Here is a 16,054-nt window from a genome sequence, read left to right as displayed (position 1 = left end):
CACTCACGACAAAAGGTGCCGTCAATGGACTTAGCTCCGAGCCCCGCTGCGCGCGAAATCATCACGCGCCTAGAAGCATTCATGGACGAACACGTCTACCCAGCTGAATCGGTTTACGCCGAACAGCTCGAGGCCGCAGGACCTCGCAGTCACGACTTACCACCAGTGGTCGAGTCGTTGAAGGTGGAAGCGAAACACCAGGGCATGTGGAATCTGTTCCTGCCAGCGCTCTCCGGGCTGTCTCACCTCGACTACGCACACATCGCAGAGGTGACGGGCCACTCGCCCTACATTGCCCCCGAAGCGCTCAACTGCGCGGCCCCCGATACCGGAAACATGGAGATCCTGCACCTGGTGGGCACCCGCGAGCAGAAGGATCGCTGGCTTCAACCACTGCTCGACGGCACAATGCGTTCGGGCTTCTCCATGACTGAACCCGATGTTGCGTCCTCCGATGCCCGAAACATCACGACGTCGATTGTGCGAGATGGCGACGACTACATTGTGAACGGTCGGAAATGGTGGACAACCGGTGCCGCGGACCCACGGTGCGAAATTCTGGTGGTCATGGGGAAGACGAATGCCGAGGCAGAGCCCCACAAGCAGCAATCGATGATCTTGGTGCCTGTCGCCACCGATGGAGTCGAAATCGTGCGCAGTTTACCGATATTCGGATACCACGACCAGCACGGCCACTGTGAAATCCGGTTCGACAATGTTCGAGTACCGGTGACAAATATGCTGGCCTCCGAAGGAGACGGGTTCGCCATCGCGCAGGCGCGCCTGGGTCCGGGCAGAATTCATCACGCAATGCGCTGCATCGGCATGGCTGAGCGAGGGTTGGACTTGATGGTTCGACGTGCCCAGTCCCGTAACGCTTTTGGCGGACCGATATCGGATCAGGGTGTGGTTCGGACCTGGATCGCCGAATCACGAATGGAAATCGAGCAGGCACGCCTTCTAGTGTTGAAAACCGCATGGCTCATCGACCAGGTCGGAGCCAAGGGCGCTCAGATCGAGATCGCGGCAGTCAAGGTCATCGGTCCTCGCGTGGCGCGCAACGTTCTGAATCGATCTATCCAGTGCCACGGAGGTGGCGGTGTCACAGATGACTTCCCGATCGCGAGAATGTGGGCAAGTGCCCGGATCCTCGGTATCGCCGACGGACCAGACGAAGTGCATATCAGAAGCGTCGCACGCCACGAGTTACGCAAGCAGCGCTGATTTGCCCTCGGTGTTCGAAACCCTCGAAAACTGTTGCATTACTGAGTCATCAGCCTTCGTGCACTCGAGGGTGTGATCGACATCGGTCAAATCCCTCGGGCTGCGGCCCGTGAACAGAAAAATCGACCAATTGAACAGGAGAGGAATATGTCTCGCGCGTCAAAATCAGGCGAAATAACCTTCGACCACGAAGTGGACTTCCTCGTAGTCGGCAGCGGTGCCGGTGGCTTGACCGCGGCGTTGACGGCCGCGGCCAATGGCCTGAACACCCTCGTCATCGAAAAAGCAGACGTCTATGGCGGCACCACAGCACTGTCAGGCGGCAACATCTGGGTACCTAACAATCCAACTCTCATCCGCGAAGGGCTCTCGGACAGCCGTGACGAAGTTCGGGCGTACATGCGCGCTGTCGTAGGCGATGGAGTTCCGGATGAGAACATCGACGCGTTTGTGGACGAGGGTCCACGCGTGTTCGAGTTCCTCGAGAAGACCAGCCCGCTCATGCAATTTCAATGGTGTACCGGCTATTCGGACTACCACCCGGAGAAGCCGGGCGGTCGCCCGCGTGGACGCACAATCGAACCACTTCCTTTCGACCTGAAACTGCTCGGCACCGACGAGTCTGGTCTGCGTCCCGGCGCACTTCCGACTCCCGCCGGCCTGTACATCACATCCAAAGAGTTCGTGAAACTGAACATGGTCATGCGCACCTGGGCAGGGCGACGCGCCGCGCTTGCAACCGGGTGGCGTGCAGTAAAGAGCGTTCTGACCAGAAGACACATGGAAACCCTCGGACAGGCACTGGTCGGCCGTCTGCGTCTGGCGATCAAACAAGCTGCCGTTCCACTTTGGCTGAACACTGCGATGAAATCGTTGATCACCGACGACGATGATTGCGTGGTGGGAGTGGTCGCTGAGCGCAACGGCCGCACTCTCAGAATAGGGGTTTCCAAAGGCGTTTTGCTCGCCTGCGGCGGTTTCGAACAGAGCGACGAGATGCGTCGGCAATATCTACCGGAAAACGCCAGCACCAACTACAGCCTCGGTTCCGCCGACAACACTGGAGACGGCATCCGAGAGGGACAGCGAATCGGCGCCTCAGTGAACCTGATGGACGATGCCTGGTGGATGCCCTCGTTCAAGAGACCCGACGGCATCATGCACGGATTGGTTTCTGAACGGTCGGTACCGCGATCGATCATCGTCAACCAGAACGGAGTTCGGTTCACCAATGAATCCGCTCCCTACGTGACATTCGTACACAACCAGATCGACGGGGGTCACGAGCCAATCTGGTTCGTCTTCGACGCAAAAGCCAAGAGCCGGTATCAGATCGGAGCGGTCATGCCGGGCCAGAACTTCCCGGAATCCTGGTTCAACAGCGGACTCCTCTTCACCGGCGACACCCTCGACGAGTTGGCGAATCGCATCGGACTCCCGGAGAAACAACTCGCTCTCACTGTGCATCGGTACAACAGATTTGCGTACAACGGCACAGACGAAGACTTCGAGCGCGGAAAAAGTGCATACGACAACTACTACGGGGACCCGACATTGCCGGTCCCCTCGATGGACATGATCGACGAGGGTCCGTACTACGCTATTCGGCTGCAGATCGGCGATCTGGGAACGAAAGGCGGCCTCGTCTACAACAAACACGCACAGGTCATGCATAGTTGTGGCGCTCCCATCGCAGGACTCTACGCCACGGGAAACACCTCGTCCGCAGTCATGGGCAACGACTACGCCGGGGCAGGCGCGACAATCGGGCCGGCGATGGTTTTCGGATACATCGCGGCGCGCCACGCAGCTGACCGCTGACAGACCCCCGATAGATCGGCGTCGTTCCGTTGCCGTCGGCGCGACGCACAATCACGCGGAGGCGGCCCGGATGAACCATTCCGGATCGCCTCCGTTCGGTGCTCAACGGATCACTCGCGCGAAGGGCACACTCTCAGACGGTCTGTAGTTCCGACGGGAGTTCGACTGCGTCACTACCCGAAGCCGCAAGCAGCTGTGCGTACCGCCCACCTTGTTGCACAAGTTCGTCGTGGGTGCCCTTTTCCACAACCACGCCCCGGTCGAGCACCGCAATGAGGTCCGCGTCTCGAACCGTGGAAAGCCTGTGTGCTACAACAAGAGTGGTGCGCCCGACCATCAGCTCGTCGAGCGCGTCCTGCAACGCACGTTCGGTGCGATTGTCCAAGGCGCTCGTCGCCTCGTCGAGGACGAGGATTGGCGGATTCCGCAGGACTGTGCGCGCGATCGCGATGCGCTGCTTCTCACCGCCGGAGAATCGGTAGCCGCGCTCGCCGACCATGGTGTCGTACCCTTCGTCGAGACCGGAAATGAACTCGTGGATCTGCGCAATGCGCGCCGCCTGCTCGATCTCGGCGTCCGTGGCGTCAGGTTTCGCGAACCGAAGGTTCTCACGAATCGTCGTGTGGAAGAGATACGTCTCCTGCGACACCACGCCCACCAGATCGGAGACCGTCGCCAGATCGAGGTCCCGCAGATCGACGTCGTCGATTCTCACCGATCCCGCAGCCGGGTCGTACAGACGTGCGGCCAAGTATCCCAGAGTGGTCTTGCCTGAACCGGTGGAGCCGACCAGCGCCAAGGTTCCGCCGGCTGGGACCGTGAGGTCGATGTTGTCGAGAGTCTTGCTGTCGGTTCCTGGATACGAGAAGTCGACGTGGTCGAACCGAAGTTCGCCGGACATCGTGGTGCTATCGAAACTCTTCGACTCTTCCGGATCGGCAATGTCGATCGGCAGATCCAGGTACTCGAACACGCGACTGAACAGTGCCATCGAACTCTGCACCTCGACGCCCGTGTTGAGCAGCATCATGGTGGGTCGGAACAATTGTGTTTGCAATGTGGTGAATGCGACGAGAGTACCGACGGTGATGGTGTTGCCGTGATCGAGAGTGAAACCGGCAAACCAGTAGACCAGTGCGGGCATGGCCGCGAAAGTGATCGACATGGTCGCCATGCGCCACTTGCCGGCCATCATGGCCCGGAGTTCGACGTCCGCGACTTCCGCTGAACGCTCGGTGAATCGATCCGTCAGAGCCGACTTCGCGCCGGTCGTCTTTCCGAGGAGAATGCCACTGACGGAGAGAGATTCCTCCACCTGGACCGACAGATCACTGAGCAACTTCTGCCGCTTGCCCGAGATCTTGCGGCGCTCGTCACCGATCTTGCGTGCGATTCGGATGAACACCGGCAAGATCGCCAGCGAGAAGATGGCGAGTCGCCAATCCAGAAGGAACAGAGCAACAATGGTGGCCGCCACGGTCGTTGCATTCTGCGCGATGGACGTTGCCGTGTTGGTGACCACCGACTGCATACCGCCGATGTCATTGGCAATGCGCGACTGAACTTCTCCGGTTCGGGTTCGAGCGAAGAATCCGAGCGACTGATTCTGCAGGTGCGAGTAGACCCGCACGCGCAGTTGGTGCATCAGCTTTTGGCCGATGCTGTTGGACATCCAGGTCTGCACCACGCCGAGACAACTCGTGATCACGGCAATGGCGATCATGCCGATGGCCAGAACGCTGACGAGTCCGAGGTTCTTGTCCGGGATCGCCTTGTCGAGCATTTCGCGCAGGAGCAGCGGACTGCCCAACGCGACGATCGCGCTGAGGGTGATGACCGCAGTGACGATGGCGATCTGAGTTCGATACGGCGCGAACAGTCCGAGTACGCGCTTTGCCGGTACGGATTCCGCCGGAGTGATCTCGACAGCGGATCGTTCGATGTTTCGCATGTTATCTGGTTTCACGTTTACCTCCTGGAGGCTTTCTCACCCTAGTTTCATATTGATGAGGTTACCTCACTATGAGGCTGACACCAACAACGCTAGACTGACGCCATGCATTCCCGAGAGCGCGAACTCACCGATGTCGTGATGTCCGTGGCACGGCTCATCCGCCGACGCCAGGTGGCAGCGCTGGAACCATTCGGCCTCTCGCCGTCGCAAAGCCGAGCACTGCGAGTGCTGACCCGAGTAGGCGAACCGGTTCGACTCGGGTTTCTTGCCGAGCGATTGCGCATCGTTCCGCGGTCGGCAACCGACGTCGTGGATTCCCTCGAAGATGCCGGATGGGTACGCCGCACTCCCGATCCGAACGATCGCCGCGCTGTATTACTCGAGCTCACCGACGCCGGCGCTGCGCTGGCCGCCGACGTCGCGAAAGCTCAAAGACGCGAATCCTCGGATGTGTTCGACGACCTCGACGAGTCGGAGCGAGCAACTCTCACCGAACTTCTCGAGCGAGTGGACGCGGGGCACGACTCTCGGCCCCGCGACTGCCCGACACCCTCGATCTGAGTTCTCACGCAGCGACGGTGTCGACTGCGTCCTCGACATTCTCCGCCGACGTCGGCTTGCTCTGACGCTCGATCTTCGAGATGCAACGAGCAAGGTCCGCGCCAACTGCCGTTGCCCGCAACTCGAGATCGGAACGAGGCACACCCTCTTTGGTCGTGTACTCGTTGGTGCGCAACTCCCCCGCCACCATGACCGGATCACCTTTCATGATGGATGCGCCGACGCCGGTGACCAACCGCCGCCAGCAACTGACCGTGAGATACAGGGTCGCACCGTCAGTCCACTCTCCGGTCACCGCGTCTTTGCGACGCGTATTGCTCGCCATCCGAAAGCTCAGCACCTCTTCACCATTGGTGGTCTGCCGCTTCACCGGATTGGTGATGACGGTTCCGACAACGGTTGCATGCGTTTCGTACATGTCCGATCCCCCTTCGAACTTCAGATCCCGCCAACTGCCGCGGGGCCGATCATTGCGTCGGCAGTTTCGATTGTGGAACGGCAAACGCCTGGCTCGGGATTTCGATTTCCACCTGTGCATCGGAGGGACCGCTGTGGAGAAACAGCACTGCCCGAGCCAAACGGCCCGGGCAGTGTCGGTGCTAAGTGCTAGTGGAGGACTCGTCGGATTTCTTCTCGCTGGGCGCCCCATCGGCAGTGTCCTCGTCGGCAGTCTCCGCGTCAGCCGCCTCTCGGGGTTTCCACCCCTCGCGGTCCCGCCTGGCCAATTCGGCGAACATCGCGTTGTGTGCGGCGAGGTCGGCGTCGTGGTCACGTTCAGCCGCACGGTCGGTTCGGCGCGCCGTTCTGCCGTCACTGCGCGACCACTGAACCAGAAGCGCAAGCATGACCACCATGAGCGGGATCTCGCCGGTCGCCCAGGCGATGCTGCCCCCCAACTGCTGATCGCCGATCAGATCGTTGTTCCAGCCAAGGCCGAGCGAACGGAAGTAGGCGCCACCCATGACGGCGGTGGTGCTCATCAAGGCCACACCGAAGAACGCGTGGAACGGAAGCGAACCGAAGACCATCGCCAGCTTGGTCACCGGCTGCAATTGTCGTGGTGACGGGTCGATTCCGATCGCCACCCAGTAAAAGAGATATCCGCTCAGGATGAAGTGCAGATTCATCAGCAAGTGCGCGCTGTGCGAGTCGACCGTCGCGCCGTAGATTCCGCCGAGATAGAGCGCGTAGAAGCCGCCGACAAAGAGAACGGCCGCCACGATCGGGTGCGTGATAAAGCGCGAGAACGGGCTGTGCAGGGCGGTCAGAATCCACTCGCGGATGCCTGGCACGCCGTCCTTGCCTGCCGGATCGAGGGCCCGCAGAGCCAAAGTGATCGGCGCACCCAGAACCAGCAGGACTGGGCCCAACATCGACAGCGCCATGTGCGCACCCATGTGAACGCTGAAGACTGCTGGCGCGTACTTGCCTACACCGGACGACGTGGCGATCAAGAGCACCGCACAACCGCTCATCCAGGCGATGGTTCGGCCGACGGGCCAGGAATCCCCGCGCTTGGCCAGTTTGCGCAGGCCGATTCCGTACAGAATCGCCGCAGCGATTGCGGCAGTGCCGAACATGAGGTCGAATCGCCAGTCCGTCACGAATGCCATGAACGACGGCGGGTCCGGAAGGTTGTAACCGAGTTCGACCTCGGGGATCGAGGGAATCGACAGCGGCGGGGGCGGTGGGGTCCGACCGAGGCCGATCGCGAGACCGATGGTCGCCGCCATCACGATGCCTTCAGCGCCGGCAAAACGAATCAGCGCGGATCGACTCTTGGGGTTCTCCGCCAACGCCGGCAGCGCCCGACTCCGCTGAGCCCAACCGAAGAACCCGAGGATGATCAGTGCAACTGTTTTGGCGACGATCAATCGTCCGTAGGTCGTGGTGAACACGTCGTCGAGAGGTAGACGGACAATCGCATTGATGACACCGCTGAATCCCATGACGACGAAGCAGATGGATGCGACCGTCGAAAAGCGTCGAGCCGCTACGTCGGTGTAATCGCCGCCGCGCCGCGCGTGGGCCAGTAGCGCGAACAAGCCGCCCGCCCAGAGCGAAGCCGCCACAAGGTGCAGGATCAGGCTGTTGGTAGCGATGTCGTGCGAGCCGCCCGAAGACGAGTGACCGGTGAGAGCGAGCGGCATCAGTCCGAGTAGACCGACCAGCAGCAGGAGCGGAGTCCACCACCAGCGCAGTGTCAACCGGGCCAGGATCGCCAGAACAACCGCGATGATGGCCGTCCAGCGCCAGGCGCCGGCGATCTCCACCTGGTCGAGTCCCGACCAGAGGTTTGCCGGTTTGATCGCTTCGGCAAACGGCTGACCCGAGGTGTCGGAGAGCGTCAGAGGCACCATCATGAACGAACAGATCGCCCAAACGATCGCGGCATGCGATGCGGTTCGGACTGCTCGGTAGCCGTCGACGTCGAGGACGCCCGACTTCTGCGGCGGCACGAAGAACGCGGCCAACAGCAGTGACCCGATCGCGATGACCGCGGCGATCTCCCCCAGTGCGCGCATCGCGGGCAGGCCGTACGTAGTGATCGGACCTGGATCAGGGATGCCCAGAAGAGTCAGTGCCTGCGACGCGGAGAATCCCACCACGACGGCTGCGGTGAGCCCTGCGATGAGTCCACTGACCACGAATATGGCGGTCGAAGAAGCGGGTGCACCGCTGTGCGGAGTGGACTCCGGTGAGGAATCTGTCGTCGCGAGGTCGGGTGTAGCCATACCTCAAGGGTAGGACCTTCGCGAACCGACTACGACAACGCGTCGGAGTTGGGCGGTGCACGTCACATCCCGAACCCTCGAGTATGATGTTCCACGCGCCTCCGTAGCTCAGGGGATAGAGCAAGAGCCTTCTAATCTCTTGGTCGCAGGTTCGAATCCTGCCGGGGGCACTTTTCGTACCGTTTACGCAGGACTCAATACCTTCTAGGCCAGCATGTACGGAGATACGACCAATGCAATAATCCTGCGTTATCCCGCGCAATCCCGACCAAAGTGTTGAGTAAGTGTTGAGCGGTTCGCAGGTGAGCATGTACGTCTCTCGACGCAAGCTAGGCGCCGAATTCCGACTCATCGTCGACAATCTTGCCGTCCAACGGCAGGAGTCAAGGGGTGGAACGAGAACCCGAAGCCGTTCATCTGGAACAAGTCCGCCGAGAAGATCCGACCCCCGATGAAGGGTTAGTCGCGCGAGTCAGTCGTCGACGTTCTCCTCCAACAGCGCACGGAAACTGGCCGCCAGTCGGACAACTGTGTTCCCGTTGTCATGGTCGACCAAGCACACGCTTCCGTCCGCAGCGATCCAGATCGGATTCCCCGACCCGTCGTCAGCGAACACCACCCCGTCGATGAGGGCACCATATGCGTCACGCGCCTCAATGGTCAGCTCGATGCATGTCTCACGACCGATAAGCTCGGCGTTGTCCCACGCGTGCACTGACACGCCCGCGAAGCATCCACCCCAACGTCCCACGAACTCGGTGAAGTCTTTGTCCGGGACGATGTCGAGCGCATGCAATCGCGCGTGAAGCTCGTCTGCCGGAATCGGACGGCCTGGACCGTAGAAGTCCACGGTCCGCTCGATCCGAGCGACCAACCCGTTTCCGAGAGCCATATCGGAAACTTACTACCGGCGCGGGACACTAGCTTCGAACTCGGACGCCGGTGCGTCGGGCGCAAGAGTGTCGCACCCGCATGGGTCGCCGAACAGGAAGCCGCTGGAGCCGAAGACTACTACCAACTGAGGCAGATCAAATGTCAGTTACGACCGGTCCGTCTGGTTCTATTCCGGCATGAAAATGCCGTTCGCCGCAGTCGCGGCTATCGGAGCGGCGCTACTCATCAGCGGATGCAGTAGCGAGCCCGCGGGTCCCACCGCCGAGGAAGTGAGGGCAACTCAGTGTGCGGGTTTCGCCGAACTGACGCCCGGATATCTGGAGACTCAAGCGGACCAAAAGGCTAATAGCAACAAGGGTTCAAGCTTGGAAGAGCGAACTGACGCATCGATGCGAATCATGAAACGCACGACCGATGACGGTCGCCGTACTCACGCGTACGATTGCGATGCACGATCAGATAAAGAACTTTTCGCGGAATACATCTCGAAATAACGGACGCCCTCGTCGGATTCATCGTGGCATTCTTGCTGATTGTCTTCATTACGAACTACTGGCAGACATTGCTGTGGATCCTGCTGTGGGTTGTAATCGCGGCGTTCGTTATCCCGATGACGCACGAAGGCTTCAAGTTCATTCGCGAGTACCGCGCCGACATGCGCAAGGTGAAGACCGACTACTACAAAGGCCTCGACGAGCGCACGAATCTGCAGCATCAGCAGTACTTAGCCGGCCGCAACGAAGGCGTCTACGGGGACTATCCGCCAGCGAAACTTGACTAGGGCGCGTCTCCCTTATCTCGGGTGAGGCTGGCGGCATTCTTGTGCTGCATACGGCACACGCGTGATCAAGCTGCTGCCAACGCCGAATGAGAGTAAGCCCTGAAAAAGAACGAGAACGAGAACGAGAGAATAGACCTCATGACTGAGCAGACCCTCGCGGCGCGGCTAATGACCCGTGCCGATTGGCCGTGGATCCAGCGCTGGTACGAGGATGAGACGCTAGACCGTGAGCTGGGTCCGCTTGACGACGAGTGGCTCGAGTATGTCCTCGCCACCCACTCGGGTGTGCAGCTTGTGGTGCTCGACGGTGTCGATCCGGTCGCGCTCGTCGGCTGCGCTTGGGACCCAAACGGACACGAGCATGGCATCACTGATCTCGCGATCGATCCGCGCCGGCGCAGGAACGGGCTCGGCCGGGCAACGATCGACTGCGTCCGTTCGTGGCCCGAGCACCCGCCGACGACGGGGTGGGTTGCGTTCGTTGACCAGAGGAACGAGCCCGCTTACCGCTTCTTCAGCGAGCTCGGTTGGGCGCATCGAGGGCTCGACGCGGATGGGATGCACCAATTCGCAACCGGCGCAACGAAAGCTCCGACGAGCGGGCGCTGAGGGGAGGTCGTGGCTCGGTTGGGTAGTGGCACGTTCGCGTGACGGCGTTGCGGTGGTGCTCGGCGCACAGGCTTGCGTGCACTTGTTTCCGGAGTACCGCTAATGCGTTCGAAGTCTTGGCCGCGAAAGGAAACGCGCCAGCCTGGCACCGCAGAGAAGACCGCCATCACTGTCGCACCGATGACCGTACCGACCGCAAATGCTGAGGACAGCAGGCCCGCAGTGCCAACCGAGACCCCCAACTCGGTCGCGATCGCGGGGAGCAACCCGCGATCGTGGTGACAAGAAGAACCATCTCTTGATCGCTCACTTCCCCATGGTTCTCGGGCCATTCGACCTTGTCTGCCATCCGACTCAGTCGGAGTGATCGTTTCGTCAAAATCTGATAGGTGTGCTGAGGAGTTTCTCGCATCACGTCAAAGGCATCTCGCACGAATCCAATCGGCACCTTGGCATGGAAGAGGTCACTCATCGAATTCACGAACACGACACGAGGATTACGCCACTTCCGCGGCTGATCAAGCGCCGAGGGACGGACCGTCACACCGAAACCGGGTTATCCGTCAACTGGTCCCCTCTGCTACTTCGGATACTTCGGACCGAAACCGACCGAAATTCCTGTTATGTCCAGTATTTCTGGTTGGATGTCGAGATGTACGTGAGAATGAGCGCGACTGCGCGGGTCAATAGACAGGGAAGATGACACATGGTCAGCTTTCGAAAATCTAAGAAGTTCGGTCCTGTCCGAGTGACTGCATCCACCAAGGGTTTTGGGATCAGCGCCGGCAGTGGACCTGTGCGGGTTGGTCGCGGCGCCGACGGCAAAGTTCGACGAACCGTGAGGGTTCCCGGTGCAGGTATCTCGGACACGAAGGTGATCGGCGGCAAGCAGTCGACGAAGAAGCCCAGCGGGACGGCCGGACGGGAGTCTCGACCGACCGGTGCTGCCAATAACTCAGATACAGCGATAGGGATCGCAATCATCGTCGGTGTGATCGTCGCGATCGTTCTACTCATCAATTTCTGGCGACAAATTCTGCTCATCTGCGGAATTGCGCTCGCAGTATGGATTTGCTTTGTCATCGTTCGAAAAATGTGGCGGTCTCACCAGGATCGTCTAGCGGCCAAGCGAGCCGAGGATGAACGCATGGCTCAGCGAGCGCAGGAACAGCACGAGCAATACCTTCAGGGTGAAGACGCTGGAATCTATGGCCGCTTCACACCGGCGGACCCGGACAACCCCAAGCCTCGCATACGTCAACTGCCGCGCTCCCCGAAGGAGTGGCGCGACGAGAAGCGTCACTGACCTGCCCGCGCCGCGCTTTGCCTGTGTAGGGAGGGTCAGGCGGGGAGCGGAATCGCCACCTCGGCCTCGCAAATCACGTACGGCATCGGTCGGTGCGGCCACATTTTCTGCCATCTTCTGCCAGTTTTCGGGATCTTCCTCGTCGCCCACCACGCGTCACGAACCGCTCTGGCTTCTTCGAGTTCGTCGAGCGTCCATCCGTGGAGTCGGCATGTTTCGAGGTCTCGCTCGTAGTCGTCCATGCATCCTTGTACGCACACGATGCCCGGGAGGTTCACCCCTCATAGCGAAAGCCCCCGAACTCCAGTGAGGTTCGGGGGCTTCGTGGTCGAGACGCTTACGAGCCGAATGCAGGGAATTGGATGGATCCGAAGCCCCCGCCCGAGTTCACGGGCGCCTGCGGCAGAGTGAACGGGATCTCCTGCAAGTTGTGGGTCTGGTTGTATCCGGCCGGGGTGGGTCCGTCGCTGACGCAGTAGATTCCCGCGACATAGTTGCCATCCGCAAGTCCTTCGATAACGTCCGTCATCTTCGAGCTGTTTTCCGAGAACACGTAGGACGACTTCCATACGGGATCAGCATCCAGATTCGGGTGCCCATAAATGAAGGTGGTGGCGAACCATACCGGATTGTGTTCGGTGAATTCGCGGATTGCTTCAACATTTTCCGGGGTATGGACGGCTGTAGTGCAGTTCGCGAACTCCGGAGTCGTGTACTTCAGCGTGGCCGTCCTGTCGTTAACCGAAAGTGACACATCGGTCGCAGTCGGGGTAACAATGTCATCGGCGCTAGCCAGTCCCGGAAGAACCATCACGCTAGCTGCCGCCACAGCCCCAACAATCGCAGCCTTCTTGGCCAATCCCATTGCGCGCATAGCTTTCCCTTCGTCTACTGCCACCTGTAGGCATGGAAGTGGCAGACGTTACCGAGGAAAAACCAGTCTGGGCAGTCATCCAAACAGATGACGTTAAACGAAACCTGCTGGTGAACCCACATTTGTTGGCCCGAAAACGACAAAGACGCCCCACCCTCGCGATGAGGATGGGGCGTCACTCGCTGGTTACCCTGCAGGTTCCGCGGGTGTTGCCGGTTGCTTAATGATGGTCAGTTCGGCGTCCGGTGCATCCTTCCAGCGGTACGCCCAGCGGCCGTCAGCGAGTTTCACTGAGCCGGGTTGTCCGGTGTCAGGGTCAGGTTCGAAAGCCATATCCCGATTGTCTCACTGGCTCGAAAGGCCGAGACTTTGTCGTGCGGTCTACATCTCTGACAGCATCTCCACGGCTTTGGCGAGCTGGCGCGTGGCGGCGACAAGCTCGGCTTGGGCAGACTCGTCGGTCAGTTCAGCATCGTTGCCGGATTTTCGGCGTGCAATGCGCTCCTCGTCGATGACACGCTTAATGATTTCGTCGACACGGGGATGCACAGTGCTCACAATTCCGGCTTTCGGTTGAAGTTTTGAGTAACGCAACTCTATTCCTGGCAATTTCCTGCGGAGTTCCTGCTAGAGGACGTAACAGGCAATCCGCACGACGAAGCCCCCAACCTCGAAGGTTGGGGACTTCGTCGCGCAAGGTCTAGCTAGTGGGGACGTACATGGTGATCTGTCGGCGAGCGCAAGAATCCCGGCGAAACTGGGATGCGCGCCGTCGCACGTCATCGCAAAATAACGGTACTTGCGCCGGGGGTAGCGGCAAAGACGTCGGAAGCCCGGACGATACCGGCGGTTCCGTGAGGCAGGGTGTAGAGCCAGTTGTTGTACTGGGTCCGCAACGATTCACGAATGGATGCATCGGTTCTCGGCATGATGTCGACGAGTTAGATCGGCTTGTCAGCTCCGATGGTGTCCTTGATCTTCGAAATGATCGTCGCCATGTCCGCCTGGTACTGCGCCAGAGATCGATTATTGGCGTAGTCGTTCGACCCTGCAGCGATGAACGCCCCGTCGAACTTTCCGGCAGCAAGATCCGTTCGATTCCAACGATCCGCTGACGTCACCGCCCAATCACGTGCATACAGGTTCGACTGTGCAATGTTCTGCAACAGGAAACCGCTCGCCCTCGCCCATAGTGCCGGGTAGCTGTCCTGGATCGAACACGGCCGACACGTCGTCGGATACGACGTACTGACAACACCTGTCGCGCCTTCGGAGATGGAGTCATCGAGCCACAGGAATGCTTTCTTGCGTGAGGTCACCTTGTACTCGATCTGAAAGTCGATCGGCGTCGCGCGGTAAGTGCTTCCTGCGCCCGCAACACCGCCGGTTGTCGCTGGATTCGTTGCGGAACTGAAACACCTCGTTCGCGCCCGCCGCCATTTGTTGCGCTGAACTGGTGAAGCCCCACCCGAGCACATACTCTCTGGCCGGATCGAACTGCAAGGCTGGATCAGTGAACCACGGTGAGGTGTAGAGACTTGGCGAGTTCGGGATCCTGCCGTGGGAGACGGCCGGCACGAGCGTCGTTGCAACACCGCCGACGAAGTTGCCGGTGTGCTCCCCACTCCCTCAAGGCTGATGCTCGCCGAAAATAATCCCCGCCCGACCAGATCTGCAGTACCGGCCGTGTTGTCGAACGATCGCCAGTTGCGCACCTTGACGCGCCATTCATCGGTCTGCTCGTCGATGCCAATGACATGCCGGAGCCGAGCTGCGTAATAGTCCCCGACGACGGTGTCGGGTAGGCCACGCCGCCACCCAGCCCGCCGTTGGTGTCCGCGAGCGTTCGAGCGACCGGCGCGATTGATGGGCGGGCGAAGAGGAGCGGCATCAGGCGAGTCCTTCCAGGTCGGCGACGAGACCCTTGCCGGGGGATGTTCCAACGCCGGTCACATACACAGTGAGTACGTCACCGTCCGATCGTGGTCGATGTGCCGGACATTGCGGTGCCGTTCTTGCGGAGTTCGACGACGAGGTAGCTCGTTCTCACTTACTGAGAAATCACGAGTGCCGATTCACCGATGCTGCGATCGCAAATCGCACGCAAAACCGAAATGTGTTACTTACCAGTATTTTTCCCTGGACGACTTTGGGCAATCGTTTCCCATCCTCAACATTCACAAACCGGACAGTCTGTGCTATTTTTTACAGACCTTCACCCCCGTTTTACCCTCCGAGAGGTTCATCACGCATGTCTCAAGCCACCCGCCGCGCCGGAATCGTTGCCGCACTTGTCGGCTCCGCCGCATTGATTGCACCGGCTTTCGCGGGCGCAGCGCCCACTGGTTCACTCGGTTCCGCAGAGCCGGAAGCGGGCTTCACCTGCTCCACAACGTCTACCGAAACCACCGCGAACGGCTGGGGAATCCCGTTCACCGACGAGAAGAATCAGACGGCTTCGTATGCGGCAGACAGTGTCTTCGACAAGGACGGCTCACTCAAACTCGAAGTCACCGACGTCAAGGACCGCTCCGTGTCGTACCACGCGGCTGGAAGCATCAAGCTCGCCGACGCGGCTGCCAAGGAAATCGGGTTTTCCGAGCGTGCCGTAACCACCAGCGCTGCGTTCCAGCTGCGTTTGACCGGCACCACGAACCCGGACGACAACGGTTTCACCACCCTGGTGTGGGTGCCGAGCCAGAACGGCGCACCCGTGACGGACGCTGCGGTCAAGCACGAGAACATCCAGGACGGACTCTGGTGGAGCACCCGCACCATCGGCGGTGCAGTCAAGGGCGAGCCCACCTCACTCGATGCCATCGTGGCAGCCAACCCCGGCGCAAAGGTCGAGCACTACGGTGTGAGCGTCGGCACCGGCTCGGAAGCCTCGAGCGTCTTCGTCGACGCTGTGAAGTTCAACGGCTGCACCACCAACTTCGCCAAGAAGGATCCGAAGCCTGAGACAGGCACCGGTTCACTCGGTTCACTCGGCGACATCTTCGGCAGCTAGCAGCAACAGTCCTTCTGCAGATGACGAAAGCCCCCAACCTCCTTGCGAAGTTGGGGGCTTTGTCGTGAGTTTCTACGAGCCGAACGCGGGGAATTGGATGGATCCGAATCCCCCGCCCGGCTTCGCAGGCGCCTGCGGGAGAGTGAACGGAAGCTCAACCAAGTTGTGAGTCTTGTTGTATCCGGCCGGGGTGGGTCCGTCACTGACGCAGTAGATTCCGGCGACATAGTTGCCATCCGGAAGTCCTGCGATGGTATCCGTAATCTTCGAACTATTTTCGGAAGC

Annotated in this window: 16 protein-coding genes, 1 tRNA gene and 2 pseudogenes; 8 read left to right on the top strand and 11 right to left on the bottom strand. The window is 60.2% G+C overall.

Annotated elements, in window-relative coordinates; all coding sequences use genetic code 11:
* Positions 1-24: 24 nt before the first annotated feature.
* Together G8767_RS20055 and G8767_RS20050 are read left to right on the top strand one after the other, a co-directional pair.
* Complete coding sequence (locus tag G8767_RS20055; RefSeq protein ID WP_166811379.1) at positions 25-1,224, top strand: acyl-CoA dehydrogenase family protein; 1,200 nt, start codon at positions 25-27, stop codon at positions 1,222-1,224.
* Between the two features lie 147 nt (positions 1,225-1,371).
* A complete protein-coding gene (locus tag G8767_RS20050; protein ID WP_166811377.1) occupies positions 1,372-3,045 on the top strand; it encodes an FAD-dependent oxidoreductase in 1,674 nt (557 codons plus the stop codon).
* 133 nt (positions 3,046-3,178) lie between these two features.
* Here G8767_RS20050 and G8767_RS20045 read toward each other — a convergent pair whose 3' ends face one another.
* Positions 3,179-4,996, bottom strand: coding sequence for an ABC transporter ATP-binding protein (locus G8767_RS20045; RefSeq protein WP_166811514.1), 1,818 nt, complete (start codon positions 4,994-4,996; stop codon positions 3,179-3,181).
* A gap of 105 nt (positions 4,997-5,101) precedes the next feature.
* Here G8767_RS20045 and G8767_RS20040 point away from each other — a divergent pair, with 105 nt between their 5' ends.
* Positions 5,102-5,560 (top strand): MarR family transcriptional regulator, encoded by a 459-nt coding sequence (locus G8767_RS20040; RefSeq protein WP_095973080.1) that lies wholly within the window; start codon positions 5,102-5,104, stop codon positions 5,558-5,560.
* A 4-nt stretch (positions 5,561-5,564) separates the two neighbouring features.
* Here G8767_RS20040 and ssb read toward each other — a convergent pair whose 3' ends face one another.
* Together ssb and G8767_RS20030 are read right to left on the bottom strand one after the other, a co-directional pair.
* Positions 5,565-5,978 carry a single-stranded DNA-binding protein gene (ssb, locus tag G8767_RS20035; RefSeq protein WP_007733347.1) on the bottom strand — a complete coding sequence of 138 codons (414 nt, stop codon included), beginning with the start codon at positions 5,976-5,978 and terminating at the stop codon, positions 5,565-5,567.
* Positions 5,979-6,159: 181 nt separating this feature from the next.
* The gene (locus tag G8767_RS20030; RefSeq protein WP_166811375.1) at positions 6,160-8,295 is read right to left on the bottom strand and encodes a cytochrome c oxidase assembly protein; all 2,136 of its coding nucleotides are present in this window, start codon (positions 8,293-8,295) and stop codon (positions 6,160-6,162) included.
* Positions 8,296-8,392: 97 nt separating this feature from the next.
* On the opposite strand from G8767_RS20030, the gene G8767_RS20025 reads away from it, so the two are divergent.
* Positions 8,393-8,465: transfer RNA gene (locus tag G8767_RS20025), tRNA-Arg, on the top strand.
* A 302-nt stretch (positions 8,466-8,767) separates the two neighbouring features.
* Here G8767_RS20025 and G8767_RS20020 read toward each other — a convergent pair.
* Positions 8,768-9,187, bottom strand: coding sequence for an SMI1/KNR4 family protein (locus G8767_RS20020; protein ID WP_095973078.1), 420 nt, complete (start codon positions 9,185-9,187; stop codon positions 8,768-8,770).
* Between the two features lie 519 nt (positions 9,188-9,706).
* Here G8767_RS20020 and G8767_RS20015 point away from each other — a divergent pair.
* Together G8767_RS20015 and G8767_RS20010 are read left to right on the top strand one after the other, a co-directional pair.
* Entirely contained in the window at positions 9,707-9,970 is a 264-nt protein-coding gene (locus G8767_RS20015; protein ID WP_095973076.1) for a hypothetical protein, read from the top strand.
* Between the two features lie 138 nt (positions 9,971-10,108).
* Positions 10,109-10,579, top strand: coding sequence for a GNAT family N-acetyltransferase (locus G8767_RS20010; protein ID WP_234036629.1), 471 nt, complete (start codon positions 10,109-10,111; stop codon positions 10,577-10,579).
* A gap of 152 nt (positions 10,580-10,731) precedes the next feature.
* On the opposite strand, the pseudogene G8767_RS35865 reads toward G8767_RS20010, so the two are convergent.
* Positions 10,732-10,845, bottom strand: a pseudogene (locus tag G8767_RS35865) (Cmx/CmrA family chloramphenicol efflux MFS transporter); the annotation flags it as partial.
* Between the two features lie 53 nt (positions 10,846-10,898).
* A pseudogene (locus tag G8767_RS35860) lies at positions 10,899-11,135 on the bottom strand (DUF5131 family protein); the annotation flags it as partial.
* A gap of 318 nt (positions 11,136-11,453) precedes the next feature.
* On the opposite strand from G8767_RS35860, the gene G8767_RS20000 reads away from it, so the two are divergent.
* Positions 11,454-11,885, top strand: a complete 432-nt coding sequence (locus G8767_RS20000; RefSeq protein ID WP_240952464.1) for a hypothetical protein — start codon at positions 11,454-11,456, stop codon at positions 11,883-11,885.
* A gap of 35 nt (positions 11,886-11,920) precedes the next feature.
* Here the strand turns inward: G8767_RS20000 and G8767_RS19995 are convergent, their stop codons facing one another.
* The 5 genes from G8767_RS19995 to G8767_RS19975 all read right to left on the bottom strand — a co-directional run bounded on the left by G8767_RS19995 (position 11,921) and on the right by G8767_RS19975 (position 14,078).
* Entirely contained in the window at positions 11,921-12,127 is a 207-nt protein-coding gene (locus G8767_RS19995; RefSeq protein WP_166811370.1) for a hypothetical protein, read from the bottom strand.
* 95 nt (positions 12,128-12,222) lie between these two features.
* Positions 12,223-12,759, bottom strand: a complete 537-nt coding sequence (locus G8767_RS19990) for a hypothetical protein (protein ID WP_166811368.1) — start codon at positions 12,757-12,759, stop codon at positions 12,223-12,225.
* Between the two features lie 381 nt (positions 12,760-13,140).
* Entirely contained in the window at positions 13,141-13,317 is a 177-nt protein-coding gene (locus G8767_RS19985) for a hypothetical protein (protein WP_166811366.1), read from the bottom strand.
* A 221-nt stretch (positions 13,318-13,538) separates the two neighbouring features.
* A complete protein-coding gene (locus G8767_RS19980; RefSeq protein WP_166811364.1) occupies positions 13,539-13,688 on the bottom strand; it encodes a hypothetical protein in 150 nt (49 codons plus the stop codon).
* 12 nt (positions 13,689-13,700) lie between these two features.
* The gene (locus tag G8767_RS19975) at positions 13,701-14,078 is read right to left on the bottom strand and encodes an SGNH/GDSL hydrolase family protein (RefSeq protein WP_166811362.1); all 378 of its coding nucleotides are present in this window, start codon (positions 14,076-14,078) and stop codon (positions 13,701-13,703) included.
* A gap of 932 nt (positions 14,079-15,010) precedes the next feature.
* Between G8767_RS19975 and G8767_RS19970 the strand changes: the two genes are divergently transcribed.
* The gene (locus tag G8767_RS19970; protein WP_166811360.1) at positions 15,011-15,769 is read left to right on the top strand and encodes a hypothetical protein; all 759 of its coding nucleotides are present in this window, start codon (positions 15,011-15,013) and stop codon (positions 15,767-15,769) included.
* Positions 15,770-16,054 lie beyond the last annotated feature (285 nt).

It is taken from the genome of Rhodococcus sp. IC4_135, assembly GCF_011602025.1.
GTDB classification, from domain to species: Bacteria; Actinomycetota; Actinomycetes; order Mycobacteriales; family Mycobacteriaceae; genus Rhodococcus_F; species Rhodococcus_F baikonurensis.
This window is presented reverse-complemented; position numbering and strand designations above follow the sequence as displayed.